The 17,133-nt window shown below is 70.7% G+C and carries 18 protein-coding genes; 6 read left to right on the top strand and 12 right to left on the bottom strand.

Annotated features, from left to right (window positions below):
- Positions 1 to 33 precede the first annotated feature (33 nt).
- Positions 34 to 1,446: an ATP-dependent RNA helicase DbpA gene (gene dbpA, locus FHY06_RS19305; protein ID WP_184606063.1), complete on the top strand. Its 1,413-nt coding sequence runs from the start codon at positions 34 to 36 to the stop codon at positions 1,444 to 1,446.
- A gap of 65 nt (positions 1,447 to 1,511) precedes the next feature.
- Here dbpA and FHY06_RS19300 read toward each other — a convergent pair whose 3' ends face one another.
- Positions 1,512 to 2,987, bottom strand: a complete 1,476-nt coding sequence (locus FHY06_RS19300; protein ID WP_184606062.1) for an MATE family efflux transporter — start codon at positions 2,985 to 2,987, stop codon at positions 1,512 to 1,514.
- Positions 2,988 to 3,047: 60 nt separating this feature from the next.
- On the opposite strand from FHY06_RS19300, the gene FHY06_RS19295 reads away from it, so the two are divergent.
- The 4 genes from FHY06_RS19295 to FHY06_RS19280 all read left to right on the top strand — a co-directional run bounded on the left by FHY06_RS19295 (position 3,048) and on the right by FHY06_RS19280 (position 5,993).
- On the top strand, positions 3,048 to 3,218 hold the full coding sequence (locus FHY06_RS19295) for a hypothetical protein (RefSeq protein ID WP_019653790.1): 171 nt from the start codon (positions 3,048 to 3,050) through the stop codon (positions 3,216 to 3,218).
- Positions 3,219 to 3,346: 128 nt separating this feature from the next.
- A complete protein-coding gene (locus tag FHY06_RS19290) occupies positions 3,347 to 3,682 on the top strand; it encodes a hypothetical protein (RefSeq protein WP_019653789.1) in 336 nt (111 codons plus the stop codon).
- Between the two features lie 22 nt (positions 3,683 to 3,704).
- Positions 3,705 to 4,721, top strand: coding sequence for a MerR family transcriptional regulator (locus tag FHY06_RS19285; protein ID WP_184606061.1), 1,017 nt, complete (start codon positions 3,705 to 3,707; stop codon positions 4,719 to 4,721).
- Positions 4,722 to 4,754: 33 nt separating this feature from the next.
- Entirely contained in the window at positions 4,755 to 5,993 is a 1,239-nt protein-coding gene (locus FHY06_RS19280) for an acyltransferase family protein (RefSeq protein ID WP_184606060.1), read from the top strand.
- On the opposite strand, the gene FHY06_RS19275 is transcribed toward FHY06_RS19280, so the two are convergent.
- Positions 5,930 to 6,817, bottom strand: coding sequence for a LysR family transcriptional regulator (locus tag FHY06_RS19275; RefSeq protein ID WP_145759546.1), 888 nt, complete (start codon positions 6,815 to 6,817; stop codon positions 5,930 to 5,932). The two genes, FHY06_RS19280 and FHY06_RS19275, sit on opposite strands and share 64 nt — an antisense overlap.
- Before the next feature lie 81 nt (positions 6,818 to 6,898).
- Between FHY06_RS19275 and FHY06_RS19270 the strand changes: the two genes are divergently transcribed.
- Complete coding sequence (locus tag FHY06_RS19270; RefSeq protein WP_019653785.1) at positions 6,899 to 7,792, top strand: EamA family transporter; 894 nt, start codon at positions 6,899 to 6,901, stop codon at positions 7,790 to 7,792.
- Positions 7,793 to 7,799: 7 nt separating this feature from the next.
- On the opposite strand, the gene FHY06_RS19265 is transcribed toward FHY06_RS19270, so the two are convergent.
- From FHY06_RS19265 to FHY06_RS19220, 10 genes are all read right to left on the bottom strand, one after another.
- Positions 7,800 to 8,726, bottom strand: a complete 927-nt coding sequence (locus FHY06_RS19265) for a fatty acid desaturase family protein (protein ID WP_019653784.1) — start codon at positions 8,724 to 8,726, stop codon at positions 7,800 to 7,802.
- A gap of 81 nt (positions 8,727 to 8,807) precedes the next feature.
- Positions 8,808 to 9,548 (bottom strand): GntR family transcriptional regulator, encoded by a 741-nt coding sequence (locus FHY06_RS19260; RefSeq protein WP_019653783.1) that lies wholly within the window; start codon positions 9,546 to 9,548, stop codon positions 8,808 to 8,810.
- A complete protein-coding gene (locus FHY06_RS19255; protein WP_184606059.1) occupies positions 9,545 to 10,849 on the bottom strand; it encodes an NAD(P)/FAD-dependent oxidoreductase in 1,305 nt (434 codons plus the stop codon). Before FHY06_RS19255 ends, FHY06_RS19260 begins: the two co-directional genes overlap by 4 nt.
- A complete protein-coding gene (locus FHY06_RS19250) occupies positions 10,846 to 11,094 on the bottom strand; it encodes a (2Fe-2S)-binding protein (RefSeq protein WP_126183660.1) in 249 nt (82 codons plus the stop codon). Before FHY06_RS19250 ends, FHY06_RS19255 begins: the two co-directional genes overlap by 4 nt.
- Positions 11,091 to 12,194, bottom strand: coding sequence for an NAD(P)/FAD-dependent oxidoreductase (locus FHY06_RS19245; protein WP_184606058.1), 1,104 nt, complete (start codon positions 12,192 to 12,194; stop codon positions 11,091 to 11,093). The genes FHY06_RS19250 and FHY06_RS19245 overlap by 4 nt, the downstream gene beginning before the upstream one ends.
- 20 nt (positions 12,195 to 12,214) lie before the next feature.
- Positions 12,215 to 13,153 (bottom strand): 4-hydroxyproline epimerase, encoded by a 939-nt coding sequence (locus FHY06_RS19240; protein ID WP_184606057.1) that lies wholly within the window; start codon positions 13,151 to 13,153, stop codon positions 12,215 to 12,217.
- A gap of 15 nt (positions 13,154 to 13,168) precedes the next feature.
- On the bottom strand, positions 13,169 to 14,302 hold the full coding sequence (locus FHY06_RS19235) for a branched-chain amino acid ABC transporter substrate-binding protein (RefSeq protein WP_019653778.1): 1,134 nt from the start codon (positions 14,300 to 14,302) through the stop codon (positions 13,169 to 13,171).
- Between the two features lie 81 nt (positions 14,303 to 14,383).
- Positions 14,384 to 15,301 carry a dihydrodipicolinate synthase family protein gene (locus FHY06_RS19230; RefSeq protein WP_184606056.1) on the bottom strand — a complete coding sequence of 306 codons (918 nt, stop codon included), beginning with the start codon at positions 15,299 to 15,301 and terminating at the stop codon, positions 14,384 to 14,386.
- Positions 15,302 to 15,467: 166 nt separating this feature from the next.
- Complete coding sequence (locus FHY06_RS19225) at positions 15,468 to 16,178, bottom strand: outer membrane lipoprotein (protein ID WP_184606055.1); 711 nt, start codon at positions 16,176 to 16,178, stop codon at positions 15,468 to 15,470.
- A gap of 127 nt (positions 16,179 to 16,305) precedes the next feature.
- The gene (locus tag FHY06_RS19220) at positions 16,306 to 17,103 is read right to left on the bottom strand and encodes a Crp/Fnr family transcriptional regulator (protein WP_260310530.1); all 798 of its coding nucleotides are present in this window, start codon (positions 17,101 to 17,103) and stop codon (positions 16,306 to 16,308) included.
- Positions 17,104 to 17,133 lie beyond the last annotated feature (30 nt).

Below are 17,133 nucleotides of genomic sequence, written 5' to 3'. Positions count from 1 at the left end.
TTTGTCATTCGCGCGTCTGTCGGCCTTAGAACCATGACCACCCCTGATTCCACGGCCGGCAACAACGGCTTCTCCACGCTGGCGCTCTCGCCCCGGATGCTGGCCAACCTCACGCAGCTCGGCTACACGCAGATGACGCCGATCCAGGCAGCCTCGCTGCCGAGCGCGCTGCTCGGCAAGGACCTGATCGCGCAGGCCAAGACCGGCAGCGGCAAGACCGCCGCCTTCGCCCTGGCGCTGCTGGCCAACCTCAATCCGCGCCGCTTCGCGGTGCAGTCGCTGGTGCTGTGCCCGACGCGCGAGTTGGCCGACCAGGTCACGCTCGAGATCCGCCGCCTCGCGCGCGCCGAGGAGAACATCAAGGTGGTCACGCTCTGCGGCGGCGTCGCGCTGCGCGGGCAGATCGCGAGCCTGGAGCACGGTGCGCACATCGTGGTGGGCACGCCGGGGCGCATCATGGACCACCTCGAGCGCGGGAACCTGGACCTGGAAGCGCTCAACACCCTGGTGCTCGACGAGGCCGACCGCATGCTCGACATGGGCTTCTTCGACGACATCGTGAAGGTGGCGCGCCAGTGCCCGAAGGAGCGCCAGACGCTGCTGTTCTCGGCCACGTATCCCGAAGGCATCGCGAAGCTCGCCGAGCAGTTCATGAAGAGCCCCGAGCAGATCGCGGTGCAGTCGCAGCACGAGGGCAGCAAGATCCGCCAGCGCTGGTACGAGGTGGAAGACCACGAGCGCCTGCACGCCGTGAGCCTGCTGCTCGACCACTTCCGCCCCGTCAGCACGCTGGCCTTCTGCAACACCAAGCAGCAGTGCCGCGACCTGGTCGACGTGCTGCGCGCGCAGGGCTTCAGCGCGCTGGCGCTCTTCGGCGAGCTGGAGCAGCGCGAGCGCGACCAGGTGCTGGTGCAGTTCGCCAACCGCAGCTGCTCGGTGCTGGTGGCCACCGACGTGGCGGCGCGCGGGCTCGACATCGCGCAGCTCGAAGCGGTGATCAACGTCGACGTGACGCCCGATGCCGAAGTGCACATCCACCGCGTCGGCCGCACCGGCCGCGTGGGACAGCAGGGCGCATCGGAAGGGCTGGCGCTGAACCTGGCCAGCATGGACGAGATGGGCAGCGTCGGAAAGATCGAGCAGCTGCAGGGCCGCGAATCCGAATGGCACCCGCTGGCCGAACTCACGCCGGGCAAGGGCGCGCCGCTGCAGCCGCCGATGGCCACCCTGCAGATCGTGGGCGGGCGCAAGGAGAAGATCCGCGCCGGCGACGTGCTGGGCGCGCTGACCGGCGAATGCGGCTATGCGAAGGAGCAGGTCGGCAAGATCAACGTCAACGAGTTCTCGACCTATGTGGCGGTGGACCGTGCGATCGCGGCCGAGGCGGCGCGCAAGCTCTCCGCCGGCCGCGTGAAGGGCAAGTCGGTCAGGGTGCGGCTCATCTAGGACTCGCTCCCAGGCTTCGCGCACTTCGTGTCGCTTCTCCAACCCCCTACCGGGCGCGGCGGCCCTCACGAAGATGCGGCGCCCTTCGGAACCGATTGCGGCGTGCTCAAAGCCGCGGCCTCCGCATGCGCCGAGGTCGGTGCCACCGGCGCGTCGAGCACCGGGGCCGGTACGGCGTCCGGCGCCGGCAGCTCCTGGCGCGCCAGCTTCGCGGCCAGCCGGAACGCGACGATCACCGCCAGCAGGCCGAAGATCGACGAGCCGACCGCCTGGCCTATCAGCACGCCGGCCGCGCCGTAGTGCGAGCCCCACCAGGCGAACGGAATCGTGCCCAGCGTGGCGCGCCCCCAGTTGAACGCCGTCGACAGCAGCGGATGCCCGAGGTTGTTGAACGAGGCGTTCGCCACGAACAGCCCGCCCGCGAAGAAGAAGCTCGCGGCCAGCCAGCTGCAGAAGAGCGAGATCAGCTGCGCCGCCTGTCCGTCGGCCGAGAACGCCCGGATGATCACGCCCTGCCCGAGCCCCAGCACCAGCCACGCCGCGGCCACCGACACCACCATGAAGAGCAGGCTGTCGCGCAGGCCCTCCTGTACGCGGCGGAACTGCCCCGCACCCAGGTTCTGCGCAAGGATCGGCCCGACCGCGCCGCTGAGCGCATAGACCAGCCCGAAGGCCACAGGCGTCAGCCGGTCGATGGTGGCGGCGCCCGCGACCGCCGAGGGCCCGAACTGCGCGACCGAATGCGTGACGAAGGCCGCGCCTACCGGCGTCGCGAGATTCGTCAGCACCGCCGGAGCCGCCACCGTGCCGAGCGCGCGCGCATCGTCGGCGAGCTTGTGCGGCTCGAAGCGCCCGAGCATGCGGTGCCGCACGATCACGCCGTGCAGGCCGATGGCCGCGAGCACGATGCGCGAGACCACCGCGCTGATGGCCGCGCCGTCGAGCCCCAGGCCGAAGCCGAAGATCAGGATCGGATCGAGCACAGCCGTCACGAAGGCACCGCCGAGCGTCACCGTCATCGAGCGGCGCGCATCGCCGATGGAGCGCAGCAGCGCCGAGGTCGCCATGCCGATGCCCAGCAGCGGCAGCGTGTGCACCGTCACCGATAGATAGCGGTGCGCGAGCCGCGCCGTCTCGCCCTGTGCGCCGAGCACGTGCAGCGCCGGATGCAGGAAGAACGCGGTGCCCGTGCCCGCCACCACGGCCAGCGCCGTCATCAGCAGGAGGCTCGACGTGGCGATGCGGCGCGCATCCTCGGCGCGCCCTGCGCCCACGGTCCGCGACACCACCGCCGCGATGCCGATCGTCAGCCCGATGCAAAGCGACGCATGGAAGAAACCCACCACGCCCGCGAAGCCGATGGCCGCGGCGATCTCCTTCTCGCCCAGCAGCGAGATGTAGAACAGGTTGATGAGGTCGACCGCGAACACCGCGATCAGCCCGATGGCGCCCGTGCCGGCCATCACGCAGACGTGGCGCATCAGCGAGCCCGAAACGAAACGCGCGCGCCCGACACCACCCGCCGTTGCGGTTATTGGCATGTGAAATTCCCGATGTGGCCTAATTGCAGGTTCGAACATTCACTTTTACCCGAGCTTTTCATGCCCAAGACATTCCGTACCGAAGCCGAACGCGTTGCCACCCCGAAGCCGACGCCGCTGCCCGGCTACACCGCGCCGCGCTCCGGTGGCGGCCAGAAGGTCAGCCTCGAACGCGGCACCGCCACGCGCAGCAAGAAGAACCCCGGCAAGCGCGCCAAGAAGGGCGGCTGATCCGGCTTCTGCCCCCGCCGGCTCCCCACGCTTCCTGAAAGAGCACCGAAGGAGCCACGACGAACGCGCCCCAGGGCGCGTTTTGTCATTGGGGCCGCCGCTGCCACCAGACTTTCCCCAGGCCCGCGATGTCCGAAGACAACCAGATCCTCATCCCGCCCTCGTTCTTCGCCGTCTACACCGACGCGCGCCAGCGCCTGAGCGAGCCCATCGGCGTGGTGCGCGAGCGCTACGAGATCTGCGAGGACCTCGCCAGCCATCTCGTGGGCCACGCGCAGATCCAGCACCACACCGAGGTGCCGGTCGAAAGCGAGATCCTGCGCCGCATCCACGCCGGACTGGCCGCGCCCGAATCGGGCGTGTCGCCGGCCGAGGCCACGTGGGTGGTGCGGCGGCTGGCCGAACTGCTCGGCTGGGAGGATCCGGAACTGCCCGAGCCCGAGCCCGGTTCCGAAGCCGGCTGAGTCCCCGCAGGAGCGACAACCCGTGCTGCTCAAGGTCGGAGAACTCGCCCGGCACACCGGCCTCACGGTGCGCACGCTGCACCACTACGACGCCATCGGCCTGCTGGCGCCCTCGGCGCGCTCGGAGGCCGGCTACCGCCTCTACCACGCGGCTGACATCGCCCGCCTGCACGCCATCCAGGCGCTGCGGCTGCTGGGCCTGCCGCTGGCCGAGATCGGCGCGGTGCTCGACGCGGAAGGCGGCTCGATGCCCGCGATCATCGCGCGGCAGATCGAATCGCTCGACCAGCAGATCGCGCAGGCCACCGCGCTGCGCGAGCGGCTCGGCCTGCTCGAGCAGCGCCTGGCCGAAGGCGCCCAGCCCGACATGAAGGACTGGCTCGCCACGCTCGAGCAGATGACCACGTACGGTCGCTACTTCAGCCCCGCCGAGATCAGGTCGCTCATGGCCAACTGGAAGCAGGTGGCCGACCGCTGGCCGCCGCTGGTGGCCGAGGTGGCCGCGCTCATGGCGCGGGGCGTGCCGGCCGATTCGCTGGAGGTGCAGCCGCTGGCCGCGCGCTGGATGACGCTGATGGGCCAGTGGATGGACGGCAACTACGACCTCGTCACGCGCTGGGGCGAGATGTACCGCCGCGAACCCGTGGCGCGCCGCGACGACGGGCCGTCCGCCGAGCTGGTCGACTACATCGGCGAGGCCATCGGCATCCGCATGGCCGCGCTCTTGCGCCACATGCGCACCGACGACTTCGCACGGCTGGGCCCGCCGCCCGAGGACGAATGGCGCAGGCTCGCGACCGAACTCGCTGCCCTGCAGGCGCGCGGCGTTCCGCCCGAAGACGAGGCCGTGCAGGCCATCGCGCGCGAATGGGTGCGCCTGTTCGACGCCTTCACCGACCACGACCCCGGCATCGGCGCCCGGCTGATGCAGGCGATGGCCGCCGAGCCGGTGCTGCAGGCCACCGCCGTCACCACGCCTGCGGTGCGTGACTACCTGCTGCGTGCGATGAACCCCGCGACGGCCCCGCGCAGCGCTTGACCCTGACGTTGCGTGAGGCCCGACAGTGGCCTCATGAACAACGCACACACTCCACTGCCGCCACATCCGCAGCCGCTCGAGCGGCTCCACGCGCTCGACAACCTCCGCGCCCTCATGATGTGGCTCGGCATCGTGCTGCACGTGGCGATCAACCACCTCACCGTCGACTCGCCGCTGCCCTGGCGCGACCCGAAGACGTCGCCGGTGGCCGACCTGCTGCTGCTGTTCATCCACAGCTTCCGCATGCCGGTGTTCTTCGTGCTGGCCGGCTTCTTCGTGGCGCTGCTGGCCGAGCGGCGCGGCGCGAACGGCATGCTGAAGAACCGCTGCCTGCGGCTCGCGCTGCCCTTCGCGATCTTCTGGCCGCCACTGTTCGCGGCGACCACGGTGCTGGCGATGGTCTACATCCACCTGACGGTGCGCAGCGTGCCGGGCATCGACGTCGCGCTGGCACCCCCGCGGCAGGCCGGCGGCTCGCCCTTCAACACCATGCACCTGTGGTTCCTGTACCAGCTGTTCTGGCTCAGCGTGCTGGCCTGGGCCGGCATGCGGGTCCGGCGCTTCGTGCCGGCACGGCTGCGCGAGGCACTGGCACGGGGCTTCACGCAACTGCTGTCGCGGCGCTGGGGCTTCGCGGTGCTGGCGCTGCCGCTGGCCCTCGTGGGCATGGCCTATCCGTCGGGCCTGCTCCAGGAAACAGGCTCCTTCCTGCCGCCTGCGGCCGAGTGGATGCGCAGCGGCCTCTTCTTCGCGGCCGGCTGGTACGTTCATGGCCGGCAGGAGCAGCTGCTCGCAGTCTTCTCGGCACGCTGCAAGGGCCATGCAGCGGCCGGCTTCGCCTTCCTGGTCGCGACGGTGCTGCTGCTGGGTGCCACCCGCGGCGGCAGCCTGCATCGTGTGCCGCATCCCGAGTTCTGGATCGCCTACGCCTACAGCGCGACCGCGTGGCTCTGGAGCATGGCGCTGATCGGCGGCTTCCTGCGCTACCTGCCGCGCCGCAACGCGGTGCTCGACTACCTGTCACAAAGCTCGTACTGGGTGTACCTGGTGCACATGCTGGGCACCGTGGGCTTCGGCATCCTGTTGTTCGACGTGCCGCTGGGCGCGGTCGCGAAGATGGGGCTGAACATCGCGGCGACCTCGCTGGCCGCGCTCGCGAGCTACCAGCTGCTGGTGCGCCGCACGCCCCTCGGCAGGCTGCTGAACGGTCAGCGGCCGGAGAACCGCTCCACCAGGAAGTCGACGAAGGCGCGCGTCTTGGCCGCGAGGTGACGCGAGGGGTACACCGCGTACACCGGCGTGCGGTCGGCCTCCCATTCCTGCAGCACCGCCTCCAGCCGGCCGGAGGCGAGCTCTTTCTCCACATAGATGCGTGGGATCAGACTCAGCCCGAAGCCCGCGAGCAGCGCGTCGCGCACGGCGATGCTGGAGCCGACCTTGTAGCGTCCGTCGATCGGCACCGCCACGCTGCGGCCGGCGCGCGTGAAGGTCCATTTGTTGGCATGGCCCGAGAGCGTGAACTGCACGCACTCATGGCTCTTCAGGTCGGCGGGCTGCCCCGGCCGGCCGGCGGCGTCGAGGTAGGCGGGGGCGGCGCACAGCACGTGGTCCATGGTCATGAGCTCGCGCGCGACGAGGCTCGAATCCTCCAGCCGGTCGCTGCCGCGGATGGCGAGGTCGTAGCCCTCGCCGATGATGTCGACGCGGGCGTCCTGCAGGTTCAGCTCCAGCCGCAGGTTCGGATGCCGGCCCATGAACTCCGGGATGGCCGGCGACAGCAGCGTGAGCGCCAGGGTCAGGGGCGCACTCACGCGCAGCACGCCGCCGGGGCTGCTGCCCATGGGCGCGAGCGCGGCATCGGCCTCGGCGAGCTCGTCGAGGATGCGCGAGAGCCGCTCGTGGTACGCCGCGCCGGCCTCCGTCAGGCTCATCTGCCGCGTGGTGCGGTTGATGAGCCGCACCTTCAGGTGCGCTTCCAGCTCGGCGATGTTCTTGCTCACCGCCGCGGGCGAGAGCCCCATCTGCCGCGCGGCGCCGGCGAAACTGCCCGTGGCGGCGGCGGTACGGAAGACTCTGAGGGCGGTGAGGTGGTCCATGCCTGATTGACGACTGACGGTAAAGAATCAATTCATTATTCGAACATTCACAACCACCGGTCAACTCACTAGATTCGAGGCATGACCAGCCGCACCACCGACATCCTCCTGACCGCCACGGCGCCCGCCGTCTGGGGCAGCACCTACATCGTCACGACCGAGCTGCTGCCTGCGAACTACCCGCTGACGGTGGCGCTGCTGCGCGCGTTGCCCGCCGGCCTGCTGCTGCTGGCGATCGTGCGGCAGCTGCCCGAGCGCGCGTGGTGGGGCCGCATCCTGCTGCTCGGCGCGCTGAACTTCTCGGTGCTGTGGGCGATGCTGTTCCTCGCGGCCTACCGGCTGCCGGGCGGCGTGGCGGCCACCATCACCTCGGTGCAGCCGCTCTTCGTGGTGTTCCTGGCCAGCGTCTTCCTGGGCTCGCCGGTGCGCGCGCTGTCGGTGGTGGCGGCGGTGGTCGGCATCGGCGGGGTGGCGCTGCTGGTGCTGACGCCGAACGCGGCGCTCGATGCGCTGGGCATCGCGGCCGCCATCGCCGCCGCGGTGTCGATGGCCTTCGGCACGGTGCTGAGCCGGCGCTGGCAGCCGCCGGTGTCGGCGCTGACCTTCACCGCCTGGCAGCTCACCGCGGGCGGCCTGCTGCTGCTGCCGGTGGCGCTGCTGCTGGAGCCGCCGCTGCCTGCGCTCACGCTGCACAACTGGATCGGCTTCGGCTGGCTGGGCCTGGTGGGCGCCGCGCTGACCTACATCGTGTGGTTCCGCGGCGTGGCCCGCCTGGAGCCATCGACCGTCGCGCCGCTGGCCTTCCTGAGCCCGGTGACGGCGGTGATCCTCGGCTGGGCGCTGCTCGGCCAGGCGCTTTCGACCTGGCAGGTGCTGGGCATCCTCGTCGTGATCGCGAGCATCTGGCTGAGCCAGCATGCGCAGCGCGGCGCGCAGGCGCCGAAGGTGCGCACCGCGCCGGCGGGCGCGCGCTGAGGGAAGGCTAGGCTGCGGCCGTGGCCCGCCCGAGCAGGCTCAGGTAGCCCGGCTGCACTTCCATGCGCGCGATGGCGCCCTGCCGCTGCAGCAGGCGGTGCGCCTTCGGCAGCGCCCAGCAGGGCAGGCTGGTGAACATGTGGTGCTCGCAGTGGTAGTTGACCCAGTAGGGCGCCACCAGCGCACGTTCCAGCCAGCCGGCATGCGTGGTGCGCGCCTGCCGCAGCGGATCGGGCTCGTTCTGCGCGACCAGCGCATGCTCGGCGATGTTGCGCACGCGGCTCACCAGAGGAAGCCAGGTCGCCATCGGCAGCAGCCACATCGCGAGCCACGCCCACCCGTAGCCGGCGAGGGCGAAGGCGAGCAAGCCCAGCCCGTTGGCAACGAGGAATCGCCGGTCCTTCGCGAGCTCGCGGCCGAAAACCTGCAGTGCCGATTCGCCGGGCGCCCTCTTGCGGATGCCTTCGGCGATGTGCCCGAAGCGCTGCTTGTAGAAGGTCTGCCCGCTCAGGTCGCGCACCACCTTGCGCCACATCGAGGCGCGCGTGATGGGGAAGGGCGCCGACAGCACGAGGTCCGGGTCTTCGGTCTGCTGCACGAAGCGATGATGCTGAAGGTGATAGGGCCGGTAGTCGCGCAGCGTCGACGAGCACAGCCAGTGGCCCACCCAGTCGTTGATCTTTCGGTTGCGGTGCAGCGCCGCGTGCGCGGCGTCGTGCATGAGGATGAAGAGGCCCAGCTGCCGCGCGCCGACGATCGGCACGACCAGCGGAACGGTCCACGGCCACATGATGCCCGCGAGCATCGCCGCGCCGATCACGCCCCAGCAGTGCAGCACCAGCCAGAGGCCCTTCCACGACGAGCGCGCGGTGAGCGAGCCCCACTCGTCGGCGGTGAAGAAGTCCTCGGGTTGGGCGCGGGGTGCGACGGCCATGCGGGCCAGTATGCGCCGCGAGACGGGCGCAGGCACGCGGAGTTGCCCGGGGTGCCAGTGCGGAAAGCGAAGCCCTTCGGCCTAGTTGTCGATGATCTTGCGCGCGAAGACTTCGAGATAGTCCATCAGCCGGTTGGCGCCCGCGGTGGCGGCCGCCTCGTCGCCGGTCGCGATGCCCCGCGCCAGCTGCAGGTGCGCGTTCGCGCCCTCGACGATCTCGCCTTCGTGCTGGTAGGCGTACCAGAAGCGCCGGCACTGGACGATGGGCGGGATCACCGCGCGCACCGCCGAGTCGTTGTGGCTCGCCCGGTGGTTGACGAGGTCCAGCGCGCGGTCGGCCTGCATGTAGTCGTTGAGGTCGCCGCGGCTCGCGGCCTCGACCATCATCTCGGCGCAGCGCACGATCTCCTGGCGCTGCTGCGCGGTGGCTCGGCGCGCCGAGCAGGCGGCGATCAGCACCTCGAGCACGCGCCGCGTCTGGATCACGTCGAGGTGGTCGGCCAGGTCGATGGTCGACACCAGCAGCCCGCGGCGCGGCTGCTGCACGATCAGGCCGATGGACACCATTCGCATCAGCGCCTCGCGCACCGGCGTGCGGCCCAGCCCCGTGCGCTCGGCGAGTTCGGCCTCGACGATCTGGCTGCCGGGCTGCAGCTGCATGGTGGACAGCAGCGTCTCGATGGCGTCGTAGGCCTCGTCGGCGGCCCGGCGCTTGGGCCGCGCGCGGGCGGCGGCCACGGGGGCTGTCTCTGCTTCTTTCTTCTTCGGTGCTGTCTTCGGGGAGGCCATGGTCTCGTTCTGCGGATGCGGCGGCGCCGTCATTGTCGGGCGTCCGCGCCCGTGGACTCGATCTCGACGAGTCCCGCGAGCGTCGCGATGCGCACCGGCGACAGCGGCGGGCGCGGCGCGGGCGGTGTCCATCCGAAGAGGAACTGCGCGGCATCGCCGCACACGCGACCCTGGCAGGCGCCCATGCCGCAGCGGCGGTGCAGCTTGGCGTCGGTCCAGCCGCTGCAGTCCTGCAGCGCGGAGAAGGGCACGTCCTCGCATCGGCACACGAGGGTGTCGGGCCGTGGCAGCGCCCGGATGGCGGCATGCAGCGCGAAGCCGCGGTGCAGCTGCGCCGCGAAGGCATCCCAGCGCGCGCGCTCGCCCTCGTGCGCGGCGGCCGCGCGTTCGTCGCCCACCGCTGCATGGCCGGCGATGCTGCCCTGCGCCAGCGCGCGCTCGCTGCCGCCGAAACCGGTGCACTCGCCCGCCGCGTAGATGCCCGGCACGCTGGTGGCCTGCCGCGCATCGACCTGCAGGCCCCGCGCGCCGAAGCCGTCCGAAGCCAGCGCGCAGCCGAGCATGCGGCCGGGCTGCGTGTTGGGCACCAGGCCGAAGCCGCAGGCGATGCGGTCGCAGGCGATCTCCACTTCCTGGCCGTTGCCCTGGCGCAGGCGCACCGACTCGACCTGCACGGCGCCACCCGCCGAGACGACGTGCGACGAGGTGCGATAGCAGGGGTCAGCCAGCGCGACGGCCTGCGCCGCCTTGCCGGGCCAGCGCGCGAGGCTGGCGCCGAAGCGCGCGACCGCGGCGAACGAAGCCTGCTCGGCGATGCGCAGCACCTTGGCGCCCGCCGAACGCGCAGTGGCCGCGGCGGCAAGCAGCAGCGGTCCGCTGCCCGCGACGACGATGCGCTCGCCCTCGAGCGGCAGGCCGGCCTTGACGAGCGCCTGCAGCCCGCCCGCGCCGGTCACACCGGGCAGCGTCCAGCCCGGGAAGGGCAGCAGCAGTTCGCGCGCGCCGGTGCACAGGATGAGCCTGCCCCATCGCATGCGCACGGCACCGTCGGCATCTTCGAGCAGCAGTTCGCCGGGCGAGGGCGCAGCGACGACGCGCGTGCCGCTGCGCACGCGGATGTTGGCATGGCGTTCGAGCGCCTCGCGCCACTTGCGCGCGGCCGGCGGCAGCTTCGCGCCGGGGCCGTCGCGCCAGATCTGTCCGCCGGGCGCGGGGTTGTCATCGATCACGACGATCGATGCGCCGCTGCGCGCAGCCGCCACTGCCGCCGCCATGCCGGCCGGGCCGGCGCCGACGACCAGCACGTCGCAATGCTCGGGCACGACGCCGCTCATTCCGCAGTCTCCACGCGCATGCCCTCGACGCACACCGTCTGGCAGGCGAGTCTGCGCCGGCCGTCGACGAGCACGCGGCATTCCTGGCACACGCCCATGCCGCAGAAGGGCGCGCGCGGCTGGCCGCCGACGGAGGTGCGCGCCACGCCCGTGCCGCCGGCCACGCGCAGCGCGGCGGCGACCGAGCTGCCGGCCTTCACGCGGACCAGGCGGCCGTCGATGTTCAACAGGGTGTGGGCGCTCATGCGGCCCCCCGCAGGCCGCGAGGCGCGTAGGGCGCGGCGTCGAAACCGGGTGTCGCCCCGGTCATCAGCGCGGCGAGCAGGTGTGCGCTGCCGGGTGCCGTGGTCACGCCGAGGCCCTCGTGCCCGACGGCGAGCCAGAGCCTCTCGCGCCACGGATGCCTGCCCAGAAGCGGAAGCCCGTCGGGCGAGGCCGCGCGCATGCCGGTCCACGAGCGCAGGGCGTTGAGGTTCGCGAGCCCCGGCAGGTAGTCGAGCGCGCGCTGGAGCATGCGCGCGAGCATCGGCGCTTCCACGGCCGCGTCGGTGGTGTCGAACTGGCGCGAGGAGCCGATCAGCAGCTGCCCCGTGGGACGCGGCTGCACGTTGAAGGCGACCGAGTCGCCCTCGCTGTGGTGGGCGCTGGTCACGTAGCCGAGTTCGACGAGCTGGTGGTGCACCGTGCCCGGATAGCGGTCGGTGATGAGCAGGTGGCCCTTCTTCGGGCGTATCGGCAGCTCGGGGCACAGCGCGGTGGCCTGGATTCCGTTGGCGAGCACGACGCGCGGCGCGGCGCGGCGGCTGCCGTCGGCCAGGCGCAGCGTGCCGTTTTCCTCAATGGCATCGACCTTCGCCTGCTCGACGCGGATCGATGCCCCATGCTGGGCGAGCAGCCAGCGCGCCGCGTTGGGTGCGTAGAGGATGCCGTCGCCAGGCACTTCGAGCGCGCCCGCGAGGCCCTTGCGCAATGCAGGTTCGGCGGCCGAGAGCTGCCGTGCGTCGAGCAGGCGGCTGTCGATGCCGTCGGCGCGCAGCCGCTGCAGCTTGCGCCCGGCCTCGGCCATCTCCTCGTCGTTCGCGGCGATCCACAGCGTGCCGCAGGCGCTGTAGGCGCAGTCCTCGCCCATGCGCGGCGCGAGCTCGCGCCACTGCGCGATCGAATGGCGGCTCAGCGCCAGTTCGGCCGGGTTGTCGTCCATCACCACGAGGTGGCCCATGCCTGCGCCGGTGGCGCCGCCGATGCCGGCGTCGAGCACCAGCACCTTCGCGCCCGCATTCGCGAGCGCATGCGCGCACGCGGCGCCGACGATGCCGGCGCCGATGACGATGACGTCCGCGTCCATTGCGCCCGTCGTGCCCGTGGTCAGAGCCGGATGCCCCAGCCGAAGGGATCGGCGTCGTCGATCAGCAGCGTGGCCTCTGCGCTGATGTGCGCGCGGCCGCGCAGCGTGGGAATGACGCGGCCGTCGCCGTCGAGCGCGTAGCTGGCCTCGAAGACGCTGCCGATCACGCTGGCCTGCTTCCAAACCTCGCCCGGCGCGAGCTTGCCGTCGGCCGCGAGGCAGGCGATCTTGGCGCTGGTGCCGGTGCCGCAGGGCGAGCGGTCGTAGGCGTTGCCCGGGCACAGCACGAAGTTGCGGCTGTCGGCGCCTTCGCTGTCGTCGGCGAAGAGCTCGATGTGGTCGATCTCCGCGTCGTCGGCACCGGTGATGCCCTGCGCCGTAAGGGCCTTGCGCAATGCGGCGGTGTAGTCGGTGAGCGCGGCGAGGTTGTCGCTCGCCACGCGCTGGCCGTGCTCGCTCACGAGGAAGAACCAGTTGCCGCCCCAGGCCACGTCGCCGCGCACGATGCCGTGGCCGGGCAGCTCGACCGCCGCCTGCCGCAGGTGCCGGTAGGCGGGCACGTTGCGCACGCTCACCGAGCCGTCTTCGTGCAGCGTGGTGGTCACGGTGCCCACGGGCGTCTCGATGCGGTGCTCGCCCACGCCGATGCGTCCCATGTGCGCGAGGCTAGCGACCAGCCCGATGGTGCCGTGGCCGCACATGCCGAGATAGCCGGCGTTGTTGAAGAAGACGACGCCCGCGACCGCATCGGCCGAGACTGGCTCGCACAGCAGCGCCCCCACCACCACGTCGCTGCCGCGCGGCTCCAGCACGGCGGCGGCGCGCCACTTGTCGTGCCGCTCGGCCAGCAGCGCGCGGCGCTCGGCCATGCTGCCCTTGCCCGGATCGGGGAAGCCCCCGATTACCAGGCGCGTGGGCTCGCCGCCCGTGTGTGAGTCGATGACCTGGATGCGATGCATGTTCTTCGCTTCGTCTCAGTAGCTCGCGATGGGCACCGGGGCCGCGTTCTTGAAGGTGAACACCGTGATCGGCGCCTGCTTCATGTTGCCCTTGTCGTCGTAGGCGTAGGTGGCGGCCACGCCCTTGTAGGTGGCCTTGTAGAGCTCGGCGCCGACCTTGTCGGGATCGATGGAGTTGGCCTTCTTCATCGACTCGCCGATGAAGAGCACCTGGTCGTAGTACGAGGCGGCGTACGCATCGGGATCGATGTTGAAGCGCTTCTTGAACTTCTCCTTGAAGGCCGGTCCGCTCTGCGCCTTCTCGAGGATGGAGCCGCCCTGCGCGCAGAACACCAGGTCGTTGACCGCGTCGCCGCCGAGCTTGCCGGTGGCGGGGCTGCAGACGGTGTCGCCGCCCAGCAGCTTGCCGGGCACCGCGAGCTGCTTCATCTGGCGCGCCATGGGCGCGGCCTGAGGCGCGTAGCCGCCGAAGAAGATGGCCTCGGGCGCCTTGGCCTTCATGTTGGTGAGGATGGCGGTGAAGTCCACGGCCTTGTCGGTGGTGAACTCCTGGCCGACCACGGTGAGGCCCTGCTTCTTCGCCTCCTTGGTGAATTCCTCGGCGAGGCCCTGGCCGAAGGCGGTGCGGTCGTCGATCACGCCGACCTTCTTGACCTTCATCTCCTTGGCCGCGTACACGGCCATGGCGCCGCCGATCTGGTTGTCGCTCGCGATGATGCGGTAGAGGTTCTTGTAGCCGCCCTGCGTGACCTTCGGGTTGGTGCCCACGGTGGAGACCATGGTGCCGCCGTCGGCGTAGATGCGCGAGGCCGGGATGGCCACGCCCGAGCAGTACGGGCCCATGACGTACTTGACGCCGTCGTCCACGAACTTCTGCGCCACGCTCACACCGGTCTTGGCGTCGCACTGGTCGTCTTCGGAGACCAGCTCGAACTTCAGCGTCTTGCCGCCGACGACGAGCTTCTTCGCGTTGAGCTCCTCGATGGCGAGGCGCACGCCGTTTTCATTGTCCTTGCCCGCGAAGGCATTGGGGCCCGAGAGAGGACCGCTGTGGCCGATCTTGACCACCTGCTCCTGCGCGTGCGCCTGGCCGGCGAGGGCCAGGGCCGCGAGACCGAGAAACGAAACCATGCTTGCTTTTGTCTTCATGCTTCTTCCTGCTGGGTTGGGGACGATGAAAAACACGCGGCCGGCAGCCGACCGGTAAGCCGGTGCCGGCGCGCCGTCGGTTTATTGCATGACCGACTGGTATTGAACAGGCCTCGTCGCGAGCGCCTTCTTCACGATGCCTTCGACGAACTCGCGCTCGGCGCCGACCAGCGGCAGGCGCGGGCGGCGCATGTGCTCGGTGCCCACGCCCACGATCGCGTCGATGAGCTTGAGGTTCTGCACGAGCTTGGTCGACACGTCGAGGTGCAGCATCGGCGTCATCCACTGGTAGAGCTTGAGCGCCTCGGCGAAATTGCCGGCCTTCATCAGGTCGTAGAGCGCCACCGTCTCGCGCGGGAAGGCGCAGCCCACGCCGGCGAGCAGGCCGTCGCAGCCCAGCGCCAGGCCTTCGTAGGCGAGGTCGTCGACGCCGAGGAACAGCTGGTAGCGGTCGCCCACGGTGTTGCGCAGGTCGGTGATGCGGCGGATGTCGTCGGTGCTTTCCTTGATGGCGGCGATCCATTCGCAGTCGGCCAGCTCGACCATGTGCGCGGGCTTCAGGTCGACGCGGTAGGCCACCGGGTTGTTGTAGACCATGATGGGCTTCTGCGCCGCATTGGCGATGGTGCGCACGTTGAGCATGGCCTCGCGCGCGTCGGCCACGTAGATCACCGAGGGCATCACCATGAAGCCGGCCACGCCGAGCCTGTTGGCGCCATCGACGTAGCGCAGCGCCTCGCGGGTGCTGGTCTCCGACACGTTGGCCAGCACCGGGATGCGGCCGTCGGCGGCTTCGAGCGCGATCTTGGCGACCTGCAGCTTCTCCTCCAGCGTCAGCGTGCTGGCCTCGCCGAGCGAGCCGCAGGTGACGAGGCCGTGGATGCCGTTGCGGATCTGGAAGTCGATGTGCCGGGCGGTGCCCTCGGCGTCGATGCTCTCGTCGGCGTGGAACTTGGTGGTGACGGCGGGAAAGACGCCTTGCCAGCGGGGATTGCTCACTTGATCGCTCCTTCGGATGTGCGGTGGAAGACACCGGACTCTAAATATATTAAGGATATACGGTCAAGATACTTTTGGGGCAAGCGCTCTTTTGCAGCGTGTTCTTCTGTGATACGGAAGCGGCGGCGCAGGGCGAGCGGCCCTGCCGTGCAGGTGGCTCGCCCGCCTACTTGTGGCCGTCGGCCGGTCGCAGCACGCCGCGCTGGAGCGTGACCTGCTTGCCGATCGGCGGCGCGGTCTTCGTCTCGACGGTGCGCAGCCTGCCGTCGTCCATGCGCACGCCCACCTCGTAGACGGTGACGGTGCGCACGTGCTTCTCGATGGCATTGCCCGCGAAGCCGCCGCCGACCGCGCCCAGCACCGTGGTGGCGACGCGACCGTTGCCGTGGCCGAACTGGTTGCCGACGAGGCCGCCGACCACGCCGCCCGCTACGGCGCCCACGCCGGTGGTCTTCTGCTGGCGCTGCACCGGCCGGACCGATTCGACGCGGCCACAGACCGCGCACGGCGGCGCGGCACGCGTGGGAGGCGCGGGTTCGGCTGCAGCAACGGCAGTCGAATTTGCAGGAGCGGGCGCTGACTGCGGTGCGGCAGCCATTGCCTGAGGGGCGGGAGAGGCTGGAGCGACCGCAGGCGGCGGCATGGCAGGCGCGGGCGGCATGGCCTCGGGCTTGAAGTCGTCGGGCGCCGGGGCGGTCGAAGCGGCGGCCAGGGGCGCGGAGGCGGGCGCCGCGGTTTCCTGCCCCTGCCTGTGCAGCAGCACCCCGCCCAGCGCCGCGACCGCGATGGCCAGCACGCCGATCACGGCCCAGAGCACCTTGGGCGATCTGCCCGCGTGCACGGTGGCAGGCTGTTCGAGGGGCGATGTCGAGTTCATGAGATTTCCTTTCCGCCCCGGCGCACGGCGCGCGGGGCACCGCCAAAGCATGGCTTCGAGGGGCGGGAAGTTCAATCCGCCGGCGTCCTACAAGGCGATTTCGCGCCGGAGGCGCCGCCGCAGGGGATCAGCCCGCCCGGGCCATGTCCGCGATCGGCTCCAGCGCGAGCAGGGTCAGCTGCCCGTAGCCGACGTGCAGCCAGCCTTCGGCCTGCATGTGCTGCAGCGCGAGGTTGCAGCGCTGGCGCGAGACGCCGGCGATGGCGGCCAGTTCGTCCTGCGCGATGGGCAGGTGGATCAGCCCGAGCGGGTTGTTCAGCGGATGGGCCAGCCCGCACAGCGCGTTCGCCACGCGCGCGGGGCCGCGCATCAGCCGCACGTCGCCCACGTGGTCCATGAAGTAATGCAGGCGCTCGTTGATCTGCGCGTAGATGAAGTCCTTGAACGCCGGGTGCTCCTGCAGCAGGCGGGCGAAATCGTCCAGCGGCAGCAGCGCCACGCGGCTGTCGCGCAGCGCCACGTAGTCGGCGTGGCGGGGCTTGCCGCGCAGCAGTGCGCCCTCGCCGAACCAGCAGCCCGGCAGGATGCCGCCGAGCGTGGAGCTGCGGCCGTCGGCGGCGAGCACCGAGGTCTTGAGCAGCCCCTCCATCAGCCCGAACCAGGTCGACGGAATCTCGCCGCGCCGCGCCAGCAGCTGGCCCTTCGACACCCGGTGCTCGCGCATGCGCTCCATCACCTGCTTGCGCAGCGGCGCGGGCAGGGCCGCGCTCCACGGCGACAGGCGCAGCAGCTCGTCGATGCCCAGGCCCGCGGGTTCGTCGGCCTTCGCACGCCGCGAAGGAAGGGGCTCCGCTGCTCGCCGATGAGGCACGGCCGGCGGATCGTGCGACGGCCCCTGCGACGGCTCGTGTGGCTTCTTTTCCAACGGGCAAACCCTTAATTCAAATGTCTCATT

Origin of the sequence: Variovorax atrisoli (assembly GCF_014195185.1) — a bacterium.
Lineage (GTDB): Bacteria > Pseudomonadota > Gammaproteobacteria > Burkholderiales > Burkholderiaceae_C > Variovorax > Variovorax atrisoli.
Note: the sequence above shows the minus strand (reverse complement) of the source record. Positions and strands in the feature narration are given on the sequence as shown.